Origin of the sequence: Pseudoalteromonas sp. SR44-2, assembly GCF_014163745.1 — a bacterium.
GTDB classification, from domain to species: Bacteria; Pseudomonadota; Gammaproteobacteria; order Enterobacterales; family Alteromonadaceae; genus Pseudoalteromonas; species Pseudoalteromonas distincta.
The window spans coordinates 233705-255781 of record NZ_JACJDW010000002.1 but is presented as its reverse complement, the minus strand read 5'-3'; the positions used below and the strand labels follow the sequence as shown (position 1 = coordinate 255781).

Here is a 22077-nt window from a genome sequence, read left to right as displayed (position 1 = left end):
CTTTGTTTAGTAAGGTCACACCATGACACAATACCAACACACTGACGCTCTAGTTACAGGGCTAAACCAACAGAGCTTGGCTCAATTACCAAGCCATGTTGATACACCAACCTACGACCGTAGCGCAGTTAAAGCCGGTATTGTACATATTGGTGTGGGCGGTTTTCATCGTGCTCACCAAGCAGTGTATGTTAACGAGCTTTTAAAAACTCCGGGCTCTGAGCAATGGGGTATATGTGGTGTTGGCCTTTTAGAGGGTAACCGTGGTCTGCGTGATATTTTAAAGCAGCAAGATTACCTTTACACGCTTACTGTTAGACACCCAGACGGTACAATAGATAACAAAGTAATTGGCTCAATGATCGACTTTTTGTTTGCTCCAGAGGACAAACAAGCGGTAATTAATAAGCTAGCGCACAGCGATACTAAAATTGTGTCGCTTACTATTACCGAAGGCGGTTACAACTTTAACCCTGCAACGGGCGAGTTTGATTACAGTAATCCAGATATTATTAACGACATTAATAACCCAAACGACCCAATTACAGCGTTTGGTTACATTACTGCTGCGTTAAAACTTCGTAAAGAGCAAGGCCTAGGCGCGTTTACAGTACAGTCGTGCGATAACATTCAGCACAACGGTAACGTAACACGCAAAATGCTTTTAGCCTTTGCTACAGAGCAAGACAAAGACCTAAGTGAGTGGATTGAGCAAAACGTATCGTTTCCAAATGCGATGGTTGACCGTATTACACCGGTATCTAAAAAGAGTGATATTGATTACGTGGTTGATGCATATGGTGTTAGCGACGAGTGGCCAATTACCTGTGAGTCGTTTACACAATGGGTAATAGAGGACACATTTAGTGACTCTCGTCCAAAATGGGATGTTGTTGGTGCTCAGTTTGTTACTGATGTAACGCCTTATGAGACCATGAAAATACGTTTACTTAATGCAGGTCATTCTGTACTTGGTTTATTAGGTTCAATCCATGGCTATGGCACTATTGATGAAACGGTATCGGATGAATTATTTGCCACATACCTACGTGCTTTTATGGATAAAGAAGTAACCCCAAATCTTGAACCACTTGAAGGCATTGACCTTGAAAGCTACAAAGATACGTTAATAGAGCGTTTTGCTAATCCTAATATTAAAGACAGCCTAGCGCGTATCTGTAGTGAAAGCTCAGCTAAATTGCCTAAGTTTTTAATTGCCACAATTAACGAAAACCTAATACAAGGTCGAGATGTATCACTGGCAACGCTTGTTATTGCTACTTGGTGTTTATACAGCGATAAAGGTTTAAGTGAAAACGGCGAGCAACTTGAAATTCAAGATGCGATGCACAAAGAGCTTAATTCTTACGCGCAAGAGACTCAAACTAGCCCGATTGCATTTTTAAAGTTAACGAGCTTGTTTGGTAAACTTGAGCATAACGAAACGTTTACTGCTGAGTATAAAAAGTCGGTTGCTGCGCTGTATGCACCTAATAGTAAAATTAAAGCCATTATGCAGGCTGTACTTGATCAAAAGAGTAACTAATTATGAGCATTTTAATTAATCATAAATCAGGCGAAAACGTAAGTGTTAGCTGCTTTGGCGAAGTGCTGTGGGATTGTTTTGATTCAGGTAAACGCTTAGGTGGCGCGCCACTTAATATGTGTGTGCGTATTAACTCACTAGGCATTAAAGCCGACATGATCAGCGCTGTTGGTAACGACGAGTTAGGCGCTGAGTTACTAGGCGAAATTACTAGCAAAGGCGTAAGCTGCGAATACATTGCTATTAATAGTGACAAAAAAACTAGCACGGTTGAGGTAACGCTCGCCAGTGGTGGCTCTGCAAGTTATGAAATAGTGGCAGACACTGCGTGGGATAATATAGCGCTTACCGATGAGTTACTTAGTAAAGTTAAAAGTAGCGATGTATTTGTATTTGGCAGCCTAATTGGGCGAAGCGAAGCGTCTTTAGCAACATTAAATCAACTCGTTGATGTAGCAAACTTTAAAGTATTTGACGTAAATCTACGTGCACCGCATTACAAGCTAGAAACACTTGTAGATTTAATGAATAAAGCAGACTTTATTAAGTTAAACGATGAAGAGCTATACGAAATTGCAAAAGCGATGGGTTGTAAGTTTCATTCGCTTGAACAAAATTTAGCGTTTATAGCACAGCAAACAAATACCGATTACTTATGTGTAACCAAAGGTAGCCACGGTGCTTTATTAACAATCAAGGGCGAGAATTTTTATAATTCAGGTTATTTAATTAGTGTAATTGACACTGTTGGCGCAGGCGATTCGTTTTTAGGTTCGTTAATTTATCAGCTTTGTAGCAACGACGACGCGCAATATGCCGTTGACTTTGCATGTGCCGTTGGAGCAATGGTCGCCGAAAGTTCTGGTGCAACACCTACTTTAACGCATCAACAAATTAGTGAGTTTATGAACCCACTTTAAAAAAACATTGTGTGTGAAAGCGGTTATACGTAAAAGTTTAACCGCTTTTTTTGTGCCTAAAATAAGACATAGGCGATAAGTGAGTGTTAAGTGCGCAGGTTGCGTAAATAGTGGCTTATATCGATTATTGTATTAGCTAAACGTCTTATTGTTTGAGGGTTAAAGCTTTGTTATCGTTCGTCGATTATTCACGGATTGAAAAGGCGGGGCGACACACAATGCGCTCTATAACTAAAATACAAAAAGAGAAACGTGCTTTATGATCATCTTTTTTATCTGCCTCACTATTTTAATACTGGGCTATAAGTTTTACAGCCCATTTGTTGAAAAACAAGCCGGTTTGGATTCAACTGCTGACACACCACAAAAACGCTTTAGCGAAGGTGTTGATTACGTAGCTATTCACCCTGTACGAGCATTTTTAATTCAGTTTTTAAACATTGCTGGCGTAGGCCCAATATTTGGCCCAATTTTAGGTGCTTTATACGGACCAGTTGCACTAGTATGGATTGTACTTGGTAATGTTTTAGGTGGCGCTGTACACGACTTCTTCTCAGGTGTAATGAGTATAAAAGAAGACGGTAAAAGCCTACCAGAAATCGCAGGCCATTATTACAACGTGGTATTTAAAGGCTTTATGCTTGTATTTACTGCCATGCTACTGTTTTTTGTAGGTGTAGTATTTATTATGAGCCCTGCAGGTTTGCTAAGTAACCTTGATTTTTTTGAAGGTACAATACTGGCAAATAATACCTTTTGGGTACTTGCCATTTTAGCGTATTACTTTTTAGCTACCTTGCTACCAATTGATAAAATTATCACTAAGTTTTACCCAATTTTTGGTGCGCTAATGATTGTAATGACGGTGGCAATTGCTATTTCATTACTTATTAATGCGCCGCACTTACCTGTACCAAGTGACTTTTTAGCTTACTTTGAAGCTGACCACGCACATGACTTTTTAGAGCCAAACCCAGATGGATTACCAACATGGCCATTGTTATTTATAACAATTACCTGTGGTGCTATTAGTGGTTTTCACTCTACTCAAGCGCCTATTATTGCGCGTTGTTTAACTAACGAAAAATACGTACGTCCAGTTTATTACGGCGCTATGATGTGTGAAGGTATTGTAGGTTGTGTATGGGCACTTGCTGGTATTGCAGCGTTCCCAGAGGGTTACGCGGGCTTAAAAGCATTGCTTGACCAAGGTGGTCCAGGCTTAGTTGTTAACCATGTAGCTAACAGTTACTTGGGCGTATTTGGCGGTATAATGGCAATTATTGCAGTAGCCGTATTCCCAATTACTTCTGGTGATACAGCGTTCCGCTCACTACGTTTAACAGTTGTTGATGCGTTTAATATTCCACAAAGTTTACGTAATCGCTTATTAGTGGCGGTGCCTATACTTGCTATAGCGTACTTTATGACGAAGCTCGATTTCTCATTAATTTGGCGCTACTTTGCATTTTCAAACATGCTGCTTTCTACAAGCGTATTATGGCTTGCTACTAAGTACTTGTTTGACCGTGGTACATTCCATTGGATTGCCAGTGTTCCTGCTGTTATAGCAACAGCGGTAACGGTTTCTTATATTGGCACTGCAGCAATTGGTCTTAACTTATCAAGCGATTTAGGTAAACCTATTGGCGCTGTAGTAACAGTGATTGGCTTAATTGTTTTAGCAATTGTGCATTCTAAGCATAAAGTTAAACCAACAGCGGTTTAATAATAATCACATAAGTTATTTCAAGCATTAAAAAAGCGAGCTATTGATAATCAATAGCTCGCTTTTTTTGTGTACTAAATTTAGGTATTACTGAGTTGCAAGTTCAAAGTAACTATTATCGTCGAGCGTTTTGCTTATCATCATAGCGCCCTCAAGCAGGCTTACTGTTTGAATAGCTGCTTGAGCGGGGTTAGGCTCACCATTAGCTAAGTGTGCAGCGCTAAGCCATGTTAGGTTTTGATTAAAAAAGCGCTTTACTTCAAGGCGTACTTTATCTGGAAGGCTATCGCTTTCGGCTCCTAGCAACCCGCATAAACACATTTTTTTATCGGTTACTAATGCACGTCTAAAAAGCTGAGTGTACACATCAATAGGATTTTTACCGCTTGCTTTAAGTTCGTTTGGCTCGCCTAACGCTGCTAAAAAAGAATTAGTATATTGATGAGCAAGCTCTGCACCTAAATCGGCCTTAGTCGGAAAGTGATAGTGCACACTGGCGCTTTTAATGCCGACTTCGCTGGCGAGCTCTCTAAAACTAAAATTACTGTACCCGCCAAGTCGCACCTTGTTTTCAGCGGCTTTTAATAAAGCTTCTTTTTTACTCATTTTTAATATTTCCTATCTGCAGTAATACCAGTTTTATTAAAAACATGATCATTGTATCGCATTAAATAACACACTAACTGCGTTAAAAATTATTCATACAGAACAACTGCATGTCATGATTTTCGCCTTGTTATTGCGCTATTTTCTTAGCGTAATAATGGATCACTTATTTAATGCAAATGGTACAGCAAAATTATCGACCAGTAGGTAGTTATTTACAAGCGTTTTTACTATTAAGCAACCCCCTAATTTTATTATGAATTAAGTTAAATCCCATAAATCAGAAAAATTTAAACGTTGACTTAAATTTAGTTTAACATTATAAATTACCTATCAGTAGGTAGTCCGCGCCGTTAATCCACTTCTAAACAATAAAGATAGAGATTGCTATGAAAATTTATGATGTAGCAAACTTTCCAAATCCACTTCGTGTTCGTATCGCTTTAGCTGAAAAAAATGCCACTTCAAATGTTGAGTTTGTACCTGTTGATTTATTAAATGGTGAACACAGAACAAAAGCCTTTTTAGCTAAAAACCCATTAGCAGGTGTACCCGTATTAGAGCTAGATGACGGCACGTTTATATCAGAAAGTACCGCTATTACTGAGTATATTGATACCGCATTTGAAGGCCCATCTTTAATGGGTGAAACCGCAAAAGAGCGTGCAGTAATTAACATGATGCAAAAGCGTGCAGAATCTATGGTGCTTGACGCTGTGGCAACTTACTTTCATCATGCAACTGATGGCTTAGGACCTGAGCTTGAAACATATCAAAATGTGGCTTGGGGTGAAAAACAAGGCGAAAAAGCGCGCCAAGGGTTTAGCTATTTTAATGATGTACTAGCGCAATCGGCGTTTGTTGGCGGCGAGCAGTTTAGTATTGCTGATATTACATTGTATGCTGGGCTGGTATTTGCTGGATTTGCACAAATAGCAATCCCGAATGAGTTAACCCATTTAGTTGCATGGCAAGAAAAAGTAGCAAAACGCCCAAGTGTTGCGGCTTAATTAGGTTATTAGTTTAAAATTTAAGTGAAGTTACGCTTAGGAGCCAAATATGAAAATAGCTGCCGATTTTAGTAAACGAGTTGTGGTACATAGCGAATCGCTCCCGTGGGTTGCATCGCCGATGGCGGGCGTTGATAGGCGAGCGCTCGATAGAGTGGGCGACGAAGTTGCTCGCGCAACGACCATTGTTCGTTATGCACCTGGCAGTGAGTTTTCGCCGCATGTACATACAGGCGGTGAAGAGTTTGTTGTGCTTGAAGGGGTATTTCAAGATGAGCATGGTGACTTTGCGGCAGGTTCTTATATCCGTAATCCACCGCAATCAAAGCATAAGCCGGGGTCTGAAAATGGCTGCGTTATATTTGTAAAGTTATGGCAGTTTCAACCAGATGACCGAACGCACGTGCGTTTGCAAACAAACTTGATGCAAAGTACGGTGCATCCTAGTTTTAAAAATGTTGCCGTAACCCCTTTATACAAAGACGACTTTGAAGAGGTCAGCTTGTTGCACTTTAAGCCCAACGCCTGCATGGTTATAAGCGCAAAAGGTGGAGCTGAGTTGCTAGTACTTGAAGGCTCATTTGATGAGCAAGCCGATACCCTTGTAAAAAAAAGTTGGTTAAGAGTGCCTGTTAATAGCTCCGTTAACGTTAAAGCGGGAAGTAATGGTGCAAAAGTATGGCTTAAAACGGGTCATTTAACTGATGTAGAAAACCAGATATCTCGCGTACAAAATGCGTGATTGAGTCGTTTATTTGAGATTATTTATTAATTTAGTTCAGGACTAATTAATTTTAGAAGGTGTACTTTTACCACTCAGCCTATTTAAGGAGAGCAGTAATGGTACACACAACACATGGTTTATCTATTGGTCTTGAACGAGCAGGAAGAGAGTTTTTTTTAAAACTTAAAGCCGTTGGTACGCTTACTCACGACGACTACAAAATAATTACCCCAATGATAAACTCAGCTCTTGGCGAAGTTAAGCACCCAGTGGTGAATGCATTAATAGACGGTAGTGAACTTGAAGGTTGGGAGCTACGCGCAGCCTGGGATGACTTAAAGTTAGGTGTTAAACACTCTAAAGAATTTAAAAAAGTAGCTATATACGGTAATAAAGAGTGGCAAGCTCGAATGGCAAAAATAGGTAACTGGTTTATATCGGGTGAGGTTCAATATTTTGAAAATGCTACCGCTGCCATAGATTGGTTAGACGAATAATAAATCCCTTCTTTCAAAAAATAGCGCTTACAAAGCGCTATTTCAACTCTCAAATAAAGGACTTATAGCGAACGTTTAATAGTTTTCGCTTATTGTTAAGTATCAATCTTATCAAAATACGTTACTAAGCTATCAATAAATGAACGAAGTGCAAGAGACTGATGTTTCCTGGAGCGGTAAATACCGTATATGCTCAAAGTTTGTGGTTTAAGGTGTGGTAGTAAATGTATTAACTTTCCATTATTTATATATTTCTGCGCAGCAAACTTAGGTTGTAGAGTTATTCCTTGATTATTAAGAGCAGCTTTTAACAGTAAGCTCGAATCATTAGCACTGAAGTTACCAGCAATCGCTACAGATACGGGTTTTTCAGGGTGTGAAAAATGCCACATACTTTTTTCAAACCGTGAATAGTTTAAACAGTTATGGCGACTCAAATCATCCGTAGTTATAGGCTTAGAGTTTTTTTCTAAATATTCTGGGCTTGCACATAATACTGAATGGCATTTCCCAAGTGGGCGAGCAATTATATTAGGATCTAAGTCATTGGTAATTCTAATTGCTAAATCTATTCGCTCTTCTACCAAATTTGTAACGTGATTACTAATTTGTACATCAATACTGACTTCGGGATGAGCGTGTAAGAATTGTTGCAACATATCTGGTAGTACATCATGTGCTAAAAAAGGCGAGCACGACAACCTAATTTGCCCGTTTAATCTGTTATTACTTTCTATTGGCGCACTAATGTTTTGGGCGATGGCAATGAGCTCTCGGCTATGATTAAGTACTTTTTCACCCTCTGACGTGAGTGTTATTTTTCTTGTTGACCGATGGAGTAGTTGGGTATTTGCCCACTTTTCCATTTGATTCAAATACCGTGTAACCATAGATCTAGACATATCTAAAGCACGGGCAGCACCGGCTAGACTTTTCTGCTCTACAATTTTTATAAATACATCAGCTGCAATAATTCTATCCATTCACTTTGCCTATATGTTCGATTTATGCAACAGATAGTTGCATTCTGCCTAGTTTTTCATTCTTAAATTGCAACATACAATAGCCTCATCTTAACGAAATAACAAACAGGCTACTGAGAATGAAAAAAGTTAAACACGTATTAGCAGCAACAGCTTTATTAGCAAGCACATTAATGCAACCGGTATTAGCGCAAAGTGAATTAGATGTTGATGTATATAACCCACAAGACAAAAGTATTTTTGCTGTTTCATCAAGCATTATAAGTGGTGATAACGAAGTGTTATTAGTGGATGCCCAATTTCAGCGTAATGATGCACAAGCATTGGTTGAAAAAATAAAAGCGAGCGGTAAAACATTAACAGCTGTTTATATTAGTCACAGCGACCCTGATTTTTACTTTGGTTTAGATGTAATTAAAGCTGCTTTTCCAAAAGCAAAGTTATTAGCGACTAAATCAACAGTAGAGAATATTAAACGCTCAATGCAAGGAAAGTTAAATTATTGGGGGCCTATTTTAAAGAGCAATGCACCTAAAGAACTTATTTTGCCAGAAGTAATGCTATCAAATAGCCTAACTATAGATGGGAAAGAAATTATTATTAAAAATTTACAGCATGATCCAAAGCATACTTACCTTTGGATCCCTTCTATAAAAACAGTGCTGGGTGGGGTTGTAGTATTTGATCAAATGCATGTGTGGTTGGCCGATTCGAGCACTGCTGCAGAGCGTCAAACTTGGCAGTCAACATTAGATAACATCGAGAATTTAAAACCACAGACTGTTATTCCAGGTCATTTTTTACAGGGCAGTAAACAAGACCTTTCTGGTGTGTCATTCATGAAAGGATACTTAAATAAAGCGGATAGCGCTGCAAAAAATGCAAAAAACTCAACTGAATTTGTAGAGATAATGACTCAAGCTTACCCTGATTTAGGTGCAAGAAGCATCTTAGAGTTGGGCTCAAAAGTGGTTATGGGTGAGATGCAATGGCACTAAGTGCCCTTGCGTTAAGCAATTATTTAGATAGGAAATATTAATGAAAAACGTAACGTTACATATAATTGTTGACCCTTTATGTGGTTGGACTTACGGCAGCGTGCCCTTGATCACCGCTGCTGAAAATATTGATGGTTTAATTGTAAAAGTACACAGTGGAGGTATGCTAACAGGTGATAATGTAAAATTAGTGACTCCTGCATGGCGTGAATTTGCACTTAAAAACGACAGTGTCATAGCGAAGAAAACCGGTCAGGTATTTGGTAGTAACTATACTGATGGGCTTTTAAAAACCAACGATATTATACTCAACTCGGCTCCGGCTATTACTGCTATATTGGCAGCGCAAGAGCTTGGTATATCAGGTGGGGAAATGCTTAATAGTATTCAACATGCTTATTATGCTCAGGGTAAAAACATTATGCAGCTGCATGTACTGACTGATATTGCATTGGAGCTGGGTTTAAACAAGGCCTTATTTGAAACCCACTTTAATGCGCTAGAAGGCGATGCAACAGATCAACATATAGCACAAAGCCGAGGCTTATTGCACAATATTCATGGGCAAGGTTTTCCTAGTGCAGCATTTGAATTTGACACAGGTAAGTGGCAAAAAGCCGATATAGCCCATTATTATGGAAAAACTGAGCAGTGGGTTACCTACTTACAGCAATCAGTTGCGCTAGTATAGTGTGATGAAATTTCTAAATAATAAAGCTGTTTATATTACAGCTTTATTGAGCTTCCTTTTTATAGTGCAAGGGTGTGCAAAAATGAACAACATAGACACAATTAAAAGTACGTATGAAGGCAAAACATCACAAGAGAATGGGCAAAATTTAGTTGCTCATGCAAGTGATACTATTACTTGGAAAGAGGCTGACGGTTTTGCTTATGCTGGTACATACCATGGTATGAATGACATTACTGAACATGTTTTTCAAAAGCTTGCAAGCGAGTGGTATAACTACACGTTTACGCCACAAAACTACTTATCCCAAGATGATACTGTTGTAGTGTATGGCACGTACTCTGGTACTTATATTAAAACGGGTAAAAAAATGCAAGCTAGGGTCGCGCATATTTGGCAGCTTAAAAATCAAAAAATAACGCACTTTGAACAAATAGTGGATAGTAAAATGGTGTTTGATGCTATGCAGTAACTACGCGTTACTGCATATATTTGAACTTAAAAAACATTAGGTCTATTAAAGTACATCAGCCAGCACAGGTAATGCCGGAAATGCCCCTTTAGCTAAACACGCTTTAGAGCCACATTTAAGAGCAAAGTTCAGAGCGCCTTTTACGCTCGCTTTATCATTTAGTTTATCTGCTAGTGGTAAATCACTTCCTAAGTTATTTAAGTAGTATAAAACCCCCGCTATAAATGCATCACCTGCGCTTGTTGTATCTACGGCGTTTATTTTTGGTGCCGATTCGTTAAGTGTAAATGCGCTGTGGTAAACCGTGGCAGGCTCTGGTCCATCGGTTAAAAACACCAGTTTAACTCCGGTATTTAATAGCATTTGAATGTAATCATCGCTCGTTGTATCGCTATGCTGGGCTAAAAAATTAAGTTCATCACGCGAGAGTTTTACTATGTCACAATAGGTGTAACAGGCTTTTACATTGCTTGCTATATCGCTTGTGTTTTCCCACAAGCTGTAGCGTAAATTCACATCAAAACTGACGAGCTTATTATTCGCTTTTGCAAGTTCTAGCGCTTTAACCGTTGCGTTGGCAATTGCTGATTCGGTTAATGTGTTTGAACAAAAGTGTAGTGTGCTTATTTCTTGCCAATTTATATGCGCTAAATGCGCCTGGGTTAATAGTACATCGGCTGTATTATGGCGATAAAAGCCAAAACTACGCTCGCCGGTTTCATCAAGGCTTACTATAACCATGGCCGTTTGTGAGCCTGCAATGGTAAATAAATAGTCTGTATTTACATTGTATTGCGCTAATGCATTACTTAATTGATTGGCAAAATGATCGTCCCCTTTACCACCACAAAATGCAGCCTCTGCGCCGAGTTTTGCATAGCCAACAGCTACATTGGCAGGCGCGCCACCTGGTATAGGTAAATAGGCTGAGTTATTAGCATCTTGTGGCAGCATATCAATTAATAGCTCGCCTAAGCACAGGAGTTTAGTCATTTGGAATATCCTAAAAAGCCTAGCAAGGCTAGGCTAAAAAACGTGAAGGGTGTTATTTATTCATACTTTAAAAGGCGCTACAGTGACTACTCACCGCAGCGCAATACACACATTTAGTTAAAAGCGTATTTTAAAGTTACCGATGTTGTGCGGCCGTTAATAGTACGGGCACGAATAATGTTATTTTCAGGTACTGATCCTTCTTCTGCTTCTGTAATACCTACTGTATCAAATAGGTTATTCACATTAAGCGCAATATTAAGGTTTTCAGATAAGTCATAGCTTACAAAGCCATTTACCTGTGTGTAGCCGTCAAATTGTAGATCGTTATTATCTTGAGCGTATGCATCGGTAGTACCAATGAAACTTACCCCTGCAGCGCCTTTTTCATAGTTGTAACGTGCCATTAATGAGTAAATTAAATCGGCTTGACGACGTGGTGTATTACCTACAACATCTGGGTTAAGCGCATCTTTTGCTATTTCTGCATCGGTCCAGGTTAAATTACCGCGAAAATCCCATGCATCAATAAAGTAAGTAGATTCTATTTCAATCCCTTTTGCTTCGTATTCACGGTCAAAAAACGTTTGTGATGTTGCTTCAAAATTTTGCTCTTCAGTTTCGGCAAAAAACGCAGTAGCAAACACTGATAATGAATCAAAGCGCTTTTTAACACCAAACTCAAACTGGTTTACTTCATCAACAGCGTCTTCTTTTGCAACAGAGCCGTCGGCGCGTACTTTACCAAATAAAAGACGGTCAGCATTTGCACGCCCACCTTTACTAATACGTGCAAACGTAGCAAGGCTTGGATCAATTTGATAATTAGCACCAATTGAATAAGAAGAATAGTTCCAGTCGTAGTTTACTGGACTTGCGTTGGCAGTATCAATACCTGCAACGTTTTGTTCCGGGATTGATATTTCACCATCGCGGTTCATATCTACAGTTGATGTTACGGCACCTGCATAGTTACCGCGAGCTTCGCCACTGTCGTAACGGGCACTTGCATCAATGCTTACGTCGCCTAATTTAGTAGAGAATGCAACGTATGGTGCACGGGTGTCGTACTCTGTGTCGTAATCACGTTGGCAACAGTTTCCCCAGTAAGGTGTGCCATACGCATATAAACCATTTTCTGAAAATTCAGTACCGTCAGCTGCAGTAACATTTAATAATGCTGCATTGTCGCCTTTAAGCTCCATAAGGTATGAATTCCATAACCACGACATAGCAATGTTTTGTGTTGACGCGTAATAACCAAAGGTAATGCTGGTGTCATCATCAAACGATTTAGTTAGTTTAAAGTCGTTTACTAATGAATCGAAGTCGTTCATTGTTACGTCAAAGGTATGAATTCGCATAGCGAGGTCGTCGTTAAATGCAGCGCCCGTGTTTGCGTTACTGAGTGTTGCGCCTACACCACCAATGCTCTGTGCAATAGATGATGCGCTGCCAACCTCAGCAGGAATAAGCGAGTTAAAGTTGCCGCTTATTGATGATTTACGAAAACGGTTTTCGATACGCCAATCGTTATCTAAATCAAATACAGCTTCAAAACCAACAGAGTCAACCTTTGGATTCATACCATCGCGAATATCGCCGCTACTGATTTGGTTTTCACCATTTAAACGTACTGTTTTAGTAAATAACGCTGAGTGAGGTGTGTCTGATTGCGCATCAAAGCCAGCAATAGAGTCACCATTTGAGTACATTGGCATAGGAAGGTAGCCAACACTCTTATCGTCTAAGTGTTTGTAGTAAAGGCGAACGTAACCGTTGTCGAAATCTTTTGTAAGGTTAGCTTTTATTTGGCCACCTTTATTAGACGTGTAACCTGTTTCGCGCGGGCCTTCGCCTTGTCGAACAAAGCCACCAACATGAAAACGCACGCTATCGGTTAAGTAAGTGCCGTATTCAAAGTCTGTACGAACGCTGTCGTAATCTAAGCCAAGTGTTGTAGATACACTGCCAGATTCGTTTTCGCCATTTTTAGAGATAAAGTTAATAATGCCACCAGGTGCATTACTTGCTGCAGTAGATGCTGAGCCACCACGAATCGATTCGATAGTTTGCACAGTGTTATCTAATCGCATAAAAATATCTGAATTACCAAAAGCGATATCACCGTATTGCAGTACAGGTAAACCATCTTCTTGTAATTGTAAAAATTTTGCACCGCCTGAAGCAACTGGCAGGCCACGAACAGCAATATTTGCATTACCTTCGCCACCTGTCGATTCTGCACGAATACCAGGAATGATTCTAAAAGCCTCGGCTGTCGAGCGAGGAGTAGACACCTGAACTTGTTCAAGTGATACGCTACTAACTGAAACGCTTGAAGCCATGATTGTTGTTCGACGCGGTACGCCGGTTACAACTATTGTTTCAAGACCTTTGTTTTGTGATGCTTCAGGTGTTGCTTGGTCTGTTTCTTGTGCGTTAACGCCTTGACTTACGGCAAGTGCTAAAGCGCTGATTAAATATAAAGGTGTATTGTGTGTAGTCATGTGAACGCCTCGTTGTGTTGAACCCAGTAGGATTTGTTATTTTCACTTAATCGATTAAGTAAAAATAACAAATATTTTACAATAAGCAAATTATTTTGTGTTTAATTTGCTCTTTTATTATTCATATATTGATTTTAAAAGTATTTTTTATTGTATTGAGATACAAGTTTTTAAGCTGTTGGGTTATTTTCTTGTAAAGCACTCATTGATGGGTCGCGTAAATAATTGAACAACATAGCTACAAATAAAATCACGGCAAACCCTGTTGCTAAGTAAAAGCCATAGCGCACATGGCCAAAGTAATCGCTGATCATACCCATAAATAAAGGAGCTAAAGCAGCCGATAATGCGGTAAAAAATAATATAACGCCGGCTACGGCTCCATGGCGCTCAGCAGGAAAACACGATATACCTTTAGAGTTTAAAGTTGGGTAAACCATAGACATAAATAAACCTGAAAGAGGTAGTAACCCTACAGCCCAGTCAACGCCACCAATAAGTGTACCCACATAACAAAGCGCAATACCTAAGCTTAAATAAGCCATAACACCTTGCCAGCTATAACGATTTAGTAACCATACGGCAATAAAACGACCTGCAGCACGTAGTATAAAAAATATAGTAAGTGCATAAGTGGCAAGGAGTGGCCAAGAGCCTGTGTAGTCCTTTAATAGCGTTGGCATCCATACATAAATAGCCACTTCAGTCGCTACATAAAGTGCAATAGCTAAAGAAAAACCAAGTGCATAAGGGTTTTTTACCATTTTCATGGTGGTGGCCAAAGAGGCTGGCTTTTCTGTTGTTTTAACTACGTCAGGGTAGTCTGCGCGCCATGCTAATAAAGCAAGGATTAAACACATTACGCCCGCAGTAATATACAGGTATGTCCAACTAACGTTTTGCACTAATAAAACACCAACTAGGGCAGGGCCTACAATAGCGCCAATGCCAAAAAAGCCCTCAACCTTGTTCATGGTTTTAGTATGGTCGTCGTTACTATGTGAAATATCGCCAAGCAATGCCAGTGCGCCGGTTTTAAATAAACCAATGGCCAGGCCTATGCAGCAAAGCAATACTAAAAAGAAGGTAAAGCTGGTGCTAAATGCAAATAAAAAACAACTCGCAGAAAATATTAATAGACCTAGCATAATGGTTTTTTTACGGCCAAGGCTGTCAGCTAAAAAGCCTAAAAATAATCCACTAAAGGCAATGAGTGCCATAGGAGCGTAATGAAATGCACTAGCTTGAGTCATGCTCAAACCGAAATCTTTTATAAGTTCGGGGATTATCATGCCGACTGCGTCAGAGGTCATGGCAAACATAAAAAACATCATGTATGTAAGCCAGCGTATTTGTTGCAGTGGGTCGCTGCTTACGTGTGTGTGTGATTTTATCATGTGTTTATTCCTCGTTAAATTCTCTATTAATACTTCGTAAGTCAGTCAGTTGCTTACTGTAGTATTACGTGAGACACGAAATTTGTATGTAAAATTATTAAAAATTACTTGTAAATTCTTACTCGCTAGTTAAAGATATATCTTAATCGATTAAGTTTCAACATGGTAATCACACAATGATGAAGAATAAAGTTCAATTGATCACATATGCTGATCGAATCACTGGCCAAAATATAGGCGCGCTAACCACACTTTTAAACGGCCCTTTAAAAGGCGTATTTGGTGGTGTGCACTTATTGCCATTTTACAATCCTATTGATGGCAGCGATGCTGGCTTTGACCCTATTGATCATAGTGAAGTTGATTCTAGAATAGGCACTTGGGAAGACATACAAGTATTAGGTAAAGATCTCGACTTAATGGCTGATCTAATTGTTAACCATGTATCGGCACAGTCTTTTCAGTTTCAAGATGTATTAGCGAAAGGTAAGCAATCAGAATTTTGGGATTTGTTTTTAACCAAAGATGATGTATTTCCAAATGGTATGAGCGAAGCTGAGCAAAAAGCAATTTACCGCCCACGCCCTGGTAGTTGCTTTACCCCAATGAAATGTGGTGATGGTAAAACGTATGACTTTTGGACCACTTTTACCGATAACCAAATTGATATAAACGTAAAAGTAGAAGCCGGTGTTGCGTATTTAAATAACGTACTTACTAAATTTTCGGCTAACAATGTAAATATTATTCGTTTAGATGCGGCGGGTTACGCCATTAAGCAAGCTGGCACTAACTGCTTTATGCTTGATGAAACGTTTGGCTACCTAGATAACTTATCTAAGCAAGCAAACGATTTAGGCATGGAAACCATTGCAGAAATTCATAGCCATTATCAAACTCAGGTAGAAGTGGCAAAACGCGTAAATATGGTTTACGACTTTGCGTTACCACCGCTTATTTTACACAGCTTATTTAACAACGATGTAGATGCACTACTCAAATGGTTACAAATTTCGCCACGTAATTGCTTAACCGTACTTGATACACACGACGGTATTGGCATTATTGACGCAGGTCCAATGGGCGACAAACCAGGGCTATTAAATGCACAGCAGATTGATAACCTAGTAGAAACTATGCACGCTAACAGCAACAACCAAAGCCGCCAAGCTACTGGCGCTGCGGCGAGTAATGTCGACTTATATCAAGTTAACTGTACGTACTACAACGCATTAGGCGCTAAAGACTTTGATTACTTACTGTCGCGTGCAATTCAATTTTTTGCTCCAGGTGTACCACAAGTTTATTACGGCGGCCTATTTGCTTGCGAAAACGACATGGAATTACTGACAAATACAAATGTAGGCCGTGATATTAACCGCCCATATTTAGACGCAAATATAATCGACAAGGCCTTAAATAAGCCTGTAGTAAAAGGTTTAATTGAATTAATTAAAATTCGCAATTCACACCCCGCGTTTGCAGGTGAATTTAGTGCCCAAGGTGAAAGCAGTATGTGTTGTTTATCGTGGCAACTAGATGAGCAAACTATTTCACTCACTGTTGACTTTAAATTACGCCATGCACTTATTACGCAAGTAAACGGTGATGAAGAAACAACGATTAACTTAAATTCATTTTTAGCTTAATGTTATAAAAGTAATTTACAAGCGCCATGTAAAGCAAAAGCCAAGCTTAAGTAGCTTGGCTTTTTAACACATAAACTATTACAAGGTTTGTAAGCTAACTACTCGCACCAATCTCTAATTCGTAACTGACTTCCTGAGTTTTTTCTTCTTTATAAATAAATAATTCAGCGGCTATAACGCCTTTTTCTTGGCTGTTTTGATGAATGGTGGTGAGGCGAGGTACAAACCGGGCTGCTTCATCAATACCATCAAAGCCCACAATACGCAGTTCTTCACCTATTTTTATGCCTTGTTTTATTGCTTCTCGCATTGTGGCAAGGGCAATTAAATCACTCATACAAATAATAACGTTAGGGCGAGGGGAGGCACTTAAAACCTCTTTAGCAGCAATATTAGCAAAACGCTCGCTACTTTCAGGAATGTTCCAAATACGATCGTCAGCCACCGTAATATTTGCCTCGCTTAAAGCGCGTTGATATCCGCGTAAACGTTGATGCGAAATAGATTGTCCGGTTTCAAATTCGTGATGCTCATACACGCGGCATAATACGTTTTCATCAAGTAGCCTAAGCCCTAATATAGCCACTTTATCGCTTTGATTATGCAGTACGTGTTTAGCAATTTCGTAACTTGCTTGTTCGTTATTAATATTTACAGAGGCATTGCGAGCAATATCAAAATCAATTGTCACTACATGTTTAGACACTGTTTTTAACTGCTCAACTAACGCATTATTACGAGGGCGGCCATAACAAATAAAGCCATCTACAAAGTCGACCACGTTATTAAGGTTATCGCTATTACCTGAAAACAATAAAATATTAATGCCGTTTTTTTCAAGCACAGAGGTAACACCGCGCATAAAGCTACTAGCCACAGGGTCCGACACCATGTATTCCACACTATCGGGCAACACTAAAGCCACAATATTAAATGTGCCGTTACGCAATGATTGCGCGGCCTTATTAGGCCCGTAATAGCCCAAAGTTTTACACGCTGCAAGAATATCGTCTCGGCGTTTAGCCGATAGCTGATCAGGGCGATTAAACGCATTAGATACTGTCGCGTTAGAAACACCTAACTCTTTAGCAATACTTTTTAGGGTCCAGCGGGTTTGCTTACTCATACCAATTCTTTACTCAATACTCATGTTAATAAACTAACATATTCAGGGCGTTAGCAAAGTAAAAAAATAAGATTTTAGGGCTAATGTCGACACTCTTTAGGCGCAATGCCAAACGTTTGTTTAAATAAACGACTAAAGTGGCTCGCGCTATTAAATCCAACTTCAAAGCACACTTGGCTAATTGCATGGCCTTGTAGCAATTGAGTACGCGCTTTTTTAAGTCTTAATTGTTGCTGCCAAAGGGCTGGGCTAGTGCCAAATGCAAGTTTAAACTGCTGATAAAACTTACTGCGGCTCATGCAGGCTATTTTGCATAAGGTATTTATGTCGAGCGTTTCACTTAAGTGTTCTTCAATATAAAGCAGGGCATCGCTGACTTTTGTTTTAAGGCGTGGCTTATCGCAGCTAGCCAGCAATAGCTCGCGGCTTTGTTGTTGTAATAAACGGGTGATCAATTCGTTTAACGACAAATCAATCAAGTAATGTCGCTGTGCGCCTTGCTCGCTAAATAAATGCACCATGCGCTCTAATAATTGCTGCGTTTGAATATTATGTTGGGTATGCACTAACTGAGGTACATATTCAAATAAGCCATCGTGTGCAAAGTTTTGCTGCATGTTAAGTGCATTCGCCACGCTAGTTATTTTGTCGGTGCTAATTTCAATAGCTAAACAAGTAGTTGGGGCGTGCATTGATGCCTGTGGAAAATCAATTAAAACACCTTGCTCTGGCGCTAATACAAACGACTCGTGTGGTAAAAATGCTTTATGGTATTGGCTGCTTTCTACGTGCATTACCTTTTTGCCGCTAAGCATGGCGCAAAACAGCAGCTCGTTTGAGTGCAGTGCCACCTTTTGCGCGCTTTGATATGTGTCGTAAATACTCAATTCACTATTATCTGCCGCAAATGTCACTTTATTTTCTATTAAAACATCAAGTTGCTGGCGTTTTTTGTTTAACTGAGATGTGTGCATATCAATCCTTTAGTTTTTTATTAGTGTGGACCCACAGACAACTTTTGTGGACAGCTAATCAAGTTTTTAGGTGCTCGTTAGGCTAATGTCAAACAACACTGATTAAATATAAAGCATTTTGTTTTATATAAATGTTCGACCTTTAGCTAACAACAATAAAGAGAGCACACACATGATATATGCAAATCCAGGCAGCGACGGCGCACTCGTAAACTTTAAACAACAATACGGAAACTACATTGGCGGAGAGTGGGTAAAGCCTGTAAATGGCCAATATTTTGATAATATAAGCCCAGTAAACGGTAAGGTATTTTGCCAAATACCGCGTTCAGACAAAGACGACATAGAGCTGGCTCTCGACAAAGCGCATGCAGTGCGAGAGCAGTGGGGCACAACATCGGTGACCGACCGAAGTAACATACTGCTAAAAATAGCCGACCGAATTGAGCAAAACCTAGAGTTACTAGCTGTTGCCGAAACATGGGATAACGGTAAAGCAATTCGTGAAACACTCGCTGCAGATATTCCGCTAGCGGCAGATCACTTTCGCTACTTTGCAGGATGCCTACGATCGCAAGACGGCACTATAGGTGAAATAGACGCAACCACCGTTGCGTATCATTTTCACGAGCCACTAGGTGTTGTTGGGCAAATTATTCCGTGGAACTTCCCTATTTTAATGGCCGCCTGGAAACTCGCGCCAGCACTTGCTGCAGGTAACTGCGTAATTTTAAAACCGGCTGAGCAAACACCAGCTTCTATTTTAGTTTTAATGGAGATAATTGGCGATTTACTCCCTGCAGGCGTATTAAATATAGTAAACGGCTTCGGTAAAGAAGCAGGCGAAGCACTGGCCACAAGCAAACGCATCGCTAAAATTGCATTTACAGGTTCAACGCCTGTGGGCTCACATATTTTGAAATGCGCTGCTGAAAATATTATTCCTTCAACGGTCGAGCTCGGTGGTAAATCACCTAATATATTTTTTAATGATGTAATGGAAAAAGACGACGCGTTTTTATCCAAAGCAATAGAAGGCGCCGTGCTTGCTTACTTTAACCAAGGCGAGGTGTGTACGTGCCCATCAAGGCTGTTTATTCAAGAAGATATTTACGAGCAGTTTATTGAACGAATACTCGAGCGTACCCAAAAAATTAAGCGCGGTAACCCGCTCGATAGTGAAACAATGGTGGGCGCACAAGCTTCAAAAGCACAATTTGATAAAATACTGAGCTACATTGAAATAGGCAAAAAAGAAGGTGCAGAGGTACTTACAGGTGGCAATGTAGAGCAGCTAAGTGACGATTTAAATGGTGGTTATTACATACAGCCTACGTTATTAAAGGGCACGAACGATATGCGTGTGTTCCAAGAAGAGATTTTTGGCCCTGTTATTTCAATGTCGACCTTTAAAGATGAAGCCGAAGCACTCGAACTTGCCAACAGCTCTGAGTTTGGTTTAGGTGCAGGGGTGTGGAGTAGAAACATGAATCGTGCTTACACCATGGGACGTAAAATTGAAGCTGGTCGAGTGTGGACAAACTGTTACCACATGTACCCAGCACATGCTGCATTTGGTGGTTATAAAAAATCAGGAATAGGGCGAGAAACACACAAACTAGCACTTGATCACTACCAACAAACTAAAAACCTATTAGTGAGCTACAGCGAAGATCCGCTCGGCTTCTTTTAATAAAACAGTTCAAACTTGTACACAACAACCATTAAGTGATGAGGGCGCTGCATATTTGTAGCGCTTTTTTATTTAGAGTGTTTTTATTTTAAAGTGCTTTTATTTCACAGTGCTCACAACACTACTTTAAGCGTGTTGTAATATATAAGTACAATACCAGCTGTATTCAAAACGTTAAAACCTAAGCGTTTTAAATAACTCATTACCTGCACTAAAAACGATTTTATGATATTAACTTTTTATAAAAGTTGCTCTAAAAATTAGCAGTGATTTATGCATTGTCGGATATTACTGATCTCCACCATTTAGGTGTATTACAGCATTAATGGAAAATCCTTTATAGTTAACTAATTGTTTACAGGTGGTTATTTGCTGGCTAAGATAAATGCATTGTAATATGTGGACATTTGTCGGTTTATAAAGCGACAAGTGTCGTAGACAAAATTGTTAGGCATTTAAGGAAACTATGAGTCTACCGAAATATAATCCAACAAACTCCCAAGAAAGGTTTGGTGTGAATGCTGTAGCTGAAGCTATTGCAAGGTTAGGTCAAATCTGGCGAGAAACTTCTATTGCAGATGTAGGTATTGATGGTCAAATTGAATTTGTTAGTAGTGAGGGGTTTGCTACTGGAAAAATGGTTGCTGTGCAAATAAAGTCAGGCCCTTCTTTTTTCAAAGAAAGTGGAGATAACTGGGTCTTTTATCCGGAAGAAAAGCATAGATTTTATTGGGAAAGATATCCTTTACCCGTATTAATCATTATACATAACCCAGATGCGAACTTAAGTTATTGGGTTGATGCTCGACAGGCTATTAGGACTGCCAAGGCTTCTGATCCTAAAGGGATCAAAATACCCAAATCTAATATTCTACAAACAACAGACTCTAGCACTCTTTTTGAAGGTTTCGCAGCCTCAGAACAACACTTAATGTCACATGAAGAGCTATTAGATTTTTTAATAAAAAATGAATGTGACAATGCTTCTTTTCCAGTTTCATACTTTAATCTTTTTTGTTCTGGTCTAACAAATATTTGTCGTTCACTATATTTTGGTATGGATGTGGCTGCGACAGTTGCTGAAGAAACCTTAGTTAACCAAAACTCTGAATTTGGAATGGGAGTTGGACATTCGGAACATAGCTTTCTTTTTGATTACCTTAAATTTTTAGTTCACCAAAATATAGCAGATATTGATTTTTCAGATTGCATGATTGATTGGTATGATCGAGAAATGCAACCTTCGTTTTTGGCACCTTTGACTTCTAGAGGCAAAGCGCTAGTTAAATTAATTCATGAGCTAGAGAGTAAACTGAAATCTGAAGGTAAAATTGAAGATACTGGTAACTTACATGCCGCTCAAGAGTCTTTTGTACAAGTTTTATTTACTCACAGTGAAATCAATCGGATTGCTTTAATAAATAAAGTAAAAGATGAGTACCTAAATTCACAAATCAAAAATGCCTAGCAAGTGTTTTCAAGTCGGACAAATTACAGTTGGCTTTTTGTTCGTGCCTCACTTATTTTAGCCAACAGCAATTTGCCGCTTAAAACGGCGT

The 22077-nt window shown here is 39.5% G+C and carries 19 protein-coding genes; 12 read left to right on the top strand and 7 right to left on the bottom strand.

The features are described from left to right. Positions 1-22 precede the first annotated feature (22 nt). The 3 genes from H5115_RS02370 to H5115_RS02360 all read left to right on the top strand — a co-directional run bounded on the left by H5115_RS02370 (position 23) and on the right by H5115_RS02360 (position 4195). A complete protein-coding gene (locus H5115_RS02370; protein WP_182753445.1) occupies positions 23-1546 on the top strand; it encodes a mannitol dehydrogenase family protein in 1524 nt (507 codons plus the stop codon). A 2-nt stretch (positions 1547-1548) separates the two neighbouring features. Further along, positions 1549-2466, top strand: a complete 918-nt coding sequence (locus H5115_RS02365) for a carbohydrate kinase (RefSeq protein WP_182671987.1) — start codon at positions 1549-1551, stop codon at positions 2464-2466. Between the two features lie 259 nt (positions 2467-2725). After that, positions 2726-4195 (top strand): carbon starvation protein A, encoded by a 1470-nt coding sequence (locus H5115_RS02360; RefSeq protein WP_149605952.1) that lies wholly within the window; start codon positions 2726-2728, stop codon positions 4193-4195. An 87-nt stretch (positions 4196-4282) separates the two neighbouring features. Here the strand turns inward: H5115_RS02360 and H5115_RS02355 are convergent, their stop codons facing one another. Continuing rightward, on the bottom strand, positions 4283-4801 hold the full coding sequence (locus H5115_RS02355; RefSeq protein ID WP_182671988.1) for a TetR/AcrR family transcriptional regulator: 519 nt from the start codon (positions 4799-4801) through the stop codon (positions 4283-4285). 389 nt (positions 4802-5190) lie between these two features. On the opposite strand from H5115_RS02355, the gene H5115_RS02350 reads away from it, so the two are divergent. The 3 genes from H5115_RS02350 (at position 5191) to H5115_RS02340 (ending at position 7032) form a co-directional block, all read left to right on the top strand. Next, positions 5191-5811, top strand: coding sequence for a glutathione S-transferase family protein (locus tag H5115_RS02350; RefSeq protein ID WP_182753443.1), 621 nt, complete (start codon positions 5191-5193; stop codon positions 5809-5811). Positions 5812-5860: 49 nt separating this feature from the next. Beyond that, positions 5861-6553 (top strand): cupin domain-containing protein, encoded by a 693-nt coding sequence (locus tag H5115_RS02345; RefSeq protein WP_182671990.1) that lies wholly within the window; start codon positions 5861-5863, stop codon positions 6551-6553. Positions 6554-6651: 98 nt separating this feature from the next. Continuing rightward, positions 6652-7032: an STAS/SEC14 domain-containing protein gene (locus H5115_RS02340; RefSeq protein ID WP_002960091.1), complete on the top strand. Its 381-nt coding sequence runs from the start codon at positions 6652-6654 to the stop codon at positions 7030-7032. Between the two features lie 95 nt (positions 7033-7127). On the opposite strand, the gene H5115_RS02335 is transcribed toward H5115_RS02340, so the two are convergent. Further along, positions 7128-8015, bottom strand: a complete 888-nt coding sequence (locus tag H5115_RS02335; protein WP_138490298.1) for a LysR family transcriptional regulator — start codon at positions 8013-8015, stop codon at positions 7128-7130. 119 nt (positions 8016-8134) lie between these two features. Between H5115_RS02335 and H5115_RS02330 the strand changes: the two genes are divergently transcribed. From H5115_RS02330 to H5115_RS02320, 3 genes are all read left to right on the top strand, one after another. Then, positions 8135-9013: an MBL fold metallo-hydrolase gene (locus H5115_RS02330; RefSeq protein ID WP_182671991.1), complete on the top strand. Its 879-nt coding sequence runs from the start codon at positions 8135-8137 to the stop codon at positions 9011-9013. Positions 9014-9053: 40 nt separating this feature from the next. Then, entirely contained in the window at positions 9054-9704 is a 651-nt protein-coding gene (locus tag H5115_RS02325; protein WP_182753441.1) for a DsbA family protein, read from the top strand. An 82-nt stretch (positions 9705-9786) separates the two neighbouring features. Next, positions 9787-10176 carry a nuclear transport factor 2 family protein gene (locus H5115_RS02320; protein WP_182753439.1) on the top strand — a complete coding sequence of 130 codons (390 nt, stop codon included), beginning with the start codon at positions 9787-9789 and terminating at the stop codon, positions 10174-10176. Between the two features lie 45 nt (positions 10177-10221). Here the strand turns inward: H5115_RS02320 and H5115_RS02315 are convergent, their stop codons facing one another. The 3 genes from H5115_RS02315 to H5115_RS02305 form a co-directional block, all read right to left on the bottom strand. Then, positions 10222-11169, bottom strand: coding sequence for a carbohydrate kinase (locus tag H5115_RS02315; RefSeq protein WP_182753437.1), 948 nt, complete (start codon positions 11167-11169; stop codon positions 10222-10224). Positions 11170-11282: 113 nt separating this feature from the next. Beyond that, positions 11283-13679 carry a TonB-dependent siderophore receptor gene (locus tag H5115_RS02310; protein WP_024596984.1) on the bottom strand — a complete coding sequence of 799 codons (2397 nt, stop codon included), beginning with the start codon at positions 13677-13679 and terminating at the stop codon, positions 11283-11285. Positions 13680-13849: 170 nt separating this feature from the next. Then, entirely contained in the window at positions 13850-15076 is a 1227-nt protein-coding gene (locus H5115_RS02305) for a sugar MFS transporter (protein ID WP_182673692.1), read from the bottom strand. Between the two features lie 176 nt (positions 15077-15252). Between H5115_RS02305 and gtfA the strand changes: the two genes are divergently transcribed. Then, positions 15253-16725 (top strand): sucrose phosphorylase, encoded by a 1473-nt coding sequence (gtfA, locus tag H5115_RS02300; protein ID WP_182753435.1) that lies wholly within the window; start codon positions 15253-15255, stop codon positions 16723-16725. Between the two features lie 94 nt (positions 16726-16819). On the opposite strand, the gene H5115_RS02295 is transcribed toward gtfA, so the two are convergent. Continuing rightward, positions 16820-17851 carry a LacI family DNA-binding transcriptional regulator gene (locus H5115_RS02295; RefSeq protein WP_182753433.1) on the bottom strand — a complete coding sequence of 344 codons (1032 nt, stop codon included), beginning with the start codon at positions 17849-17851 and terminating at the stop codon, positions 16820-16822. 80 nt (positions 17852-17931) lie between these two features. Next, entirely contained in the window at positions 17932-18825 is an 894-nt protein-coding gene (locus tag H5115_RS02290) for an AraC family transcriptional regulator (protein WP_182753431.1), read from the bottom strand. Positions 18826-18997: 172 nt separating this feature from the next. On the opposite strand from H5115_RS02290, the gene H5115_RS02285 reads away from it, so the two are divergent. Then, a complete protein-coding gene (locus tag H5115_RS02285) occupies positions 18998-20518 on the top strand; it encodes an aldehyde dehydrogenase family protein (RefSeq protein ID WP_149593193.1) in 1521 nt (506 codons plus the stop codon). Between the two features lie 466 nt (positions 20519-20984). Continuing rightward, a complete protein-coding gene (locus tag H5115_RS02280; protein ID WP_182733156.1) occupies positions 20985-21986 on the top strand; it encodes a DUF4365 domain-containing protein in 1002 nt (333 codons plus the stop codon). Positions 21987-22077 lie beyond the last annotated feature (91 nt).

Bases quoted from the DNA above. Each gene is read 5' to 3' on its own strand.
- H5115_RS02370 (WP_182753445.1), top strand. From the start codon at position 23: ATGACACAATACCAACACACTGACGCTCTAGTTACAGGGCTAAACCAA.
- H5115_RS02365 (WP_182671987.1), top strand. From the start codon at position 1,549: ATGAGCATTTTAATTAATCATAAATCAGGCGAAAACGTAAGTGTTAGC.
- H5115_RS02360 (WP_149605952.1), top strand. From the start codon at position 2,726: ATGATCATCTTTTTTATCTGCCTCACTATTTTAATACTGGGCTATAAG.
- H5115_RS02355 (WP_182671988.1), bottom strand. From the start codon at position 4,801: ATGAGTAAAAAAGAAGCTTTATTAAAAGCCGCTGAAAACAAGGTGCGA.
- H5115_RS02350 (WP_182753443.1), top strand. From the start codon at position 5,191: ATGAAAATTTATGATGTAGCAAACTTTCCAAATCCACTTCGTGTTCGT.
- H5115_RS02345 (WP_182671990.1), top strand. From the start codon at position 5,861: ATGAAAATAGCTGCCGATTTTAGTAAACGAGTTGTGGTACATAGCGAA.
- H5115_RS02340 (WP_002960091.1), top strand. From the start codon at position 6,652: ATGGTACACACAACACATGGTTTATCTATTGGTCTTGAACGAGCAGGA.
- H5115_RS02335 (WP_138490298.1), bottom strand. From the start codon at position 8,015: ATGGATAGAATTATTGCAGCTGATGTATTTATAAAAATTGTAGAGCAG.
- H5115_RS02330 (WP_182671991.1), top strand. From the start codon at position 8,135: ATGAAAAAAGTTAAACACGTATTAGCAGCAACAGCTTTATTAGCAAGC.
- H5115_RS02325 (WP_182753441.1), top strand. From the start codon at position 9,054: ATGAAAAACGTAACGTTACATATAATTGTTGACCCTTTATGTGGTTGG.
- H5115_RS02320 (WP_182753439.1), top strand. From the start codon at position 9,787: ATGAACAACATAGACACAATTAAAAGTACGTATGAAGGCAAAACATCA.
- H5115_RS02315 (WP_182753437.1), bottom strand. From the start codon at position 11,169: ATGACTAAACTCCTGTGCTTAGGCGAGCTATTAATTGATATGCTGCCA.
- H5115_RS02310 (WP_024596984.1), bottom strand. From the start codon at position 13,679: ATGACTACACACAATACACCTTTATATTTAATCAGCGCTTTAGCACTT.
- H5115_RS02305 (WP_182673692.1), bottom strand. From the start codon at position 15,076: ATGATAAAATCACACACACACGTAAGCAGCGACCCACTGCAACAAATA.
- gtfA (WP_182753435.1), top strand. From the start codon at position 15,253: ATGATGAAGAATAAAGTTCAATTGATCACATATGCTGATCGAATCACT.
- H5115_RS02295 (WP_182753433.1), bottom strand. From the start codon at position 17,851: ATGAGTAAGCAAACCCGCTGGACCCTAAAAAGTATTGCTAAAGAGTTA.
- H5115_RS02290 (WP_182753431.1), bottom strand. From the start codon at position 18,825: ATGCACACATCTCAGTTAAACAAAAAACGCCAGCAACTTGATGTTTTA.
- H5115_RS02285 (WP_149593193.1), top strand. From the start codon at position 18,998: ATGATATATGCAAATCCAGGCAGCGACGGCGCACTCGTAAACTTTAAA.
- H5115_RS02280 (WP_182733156.1), top strand. From the start codon at position 20,985: ATGAGTCTACCGAAATATAATCCAACAAACTCCCAAGAAAGGTTTGGT.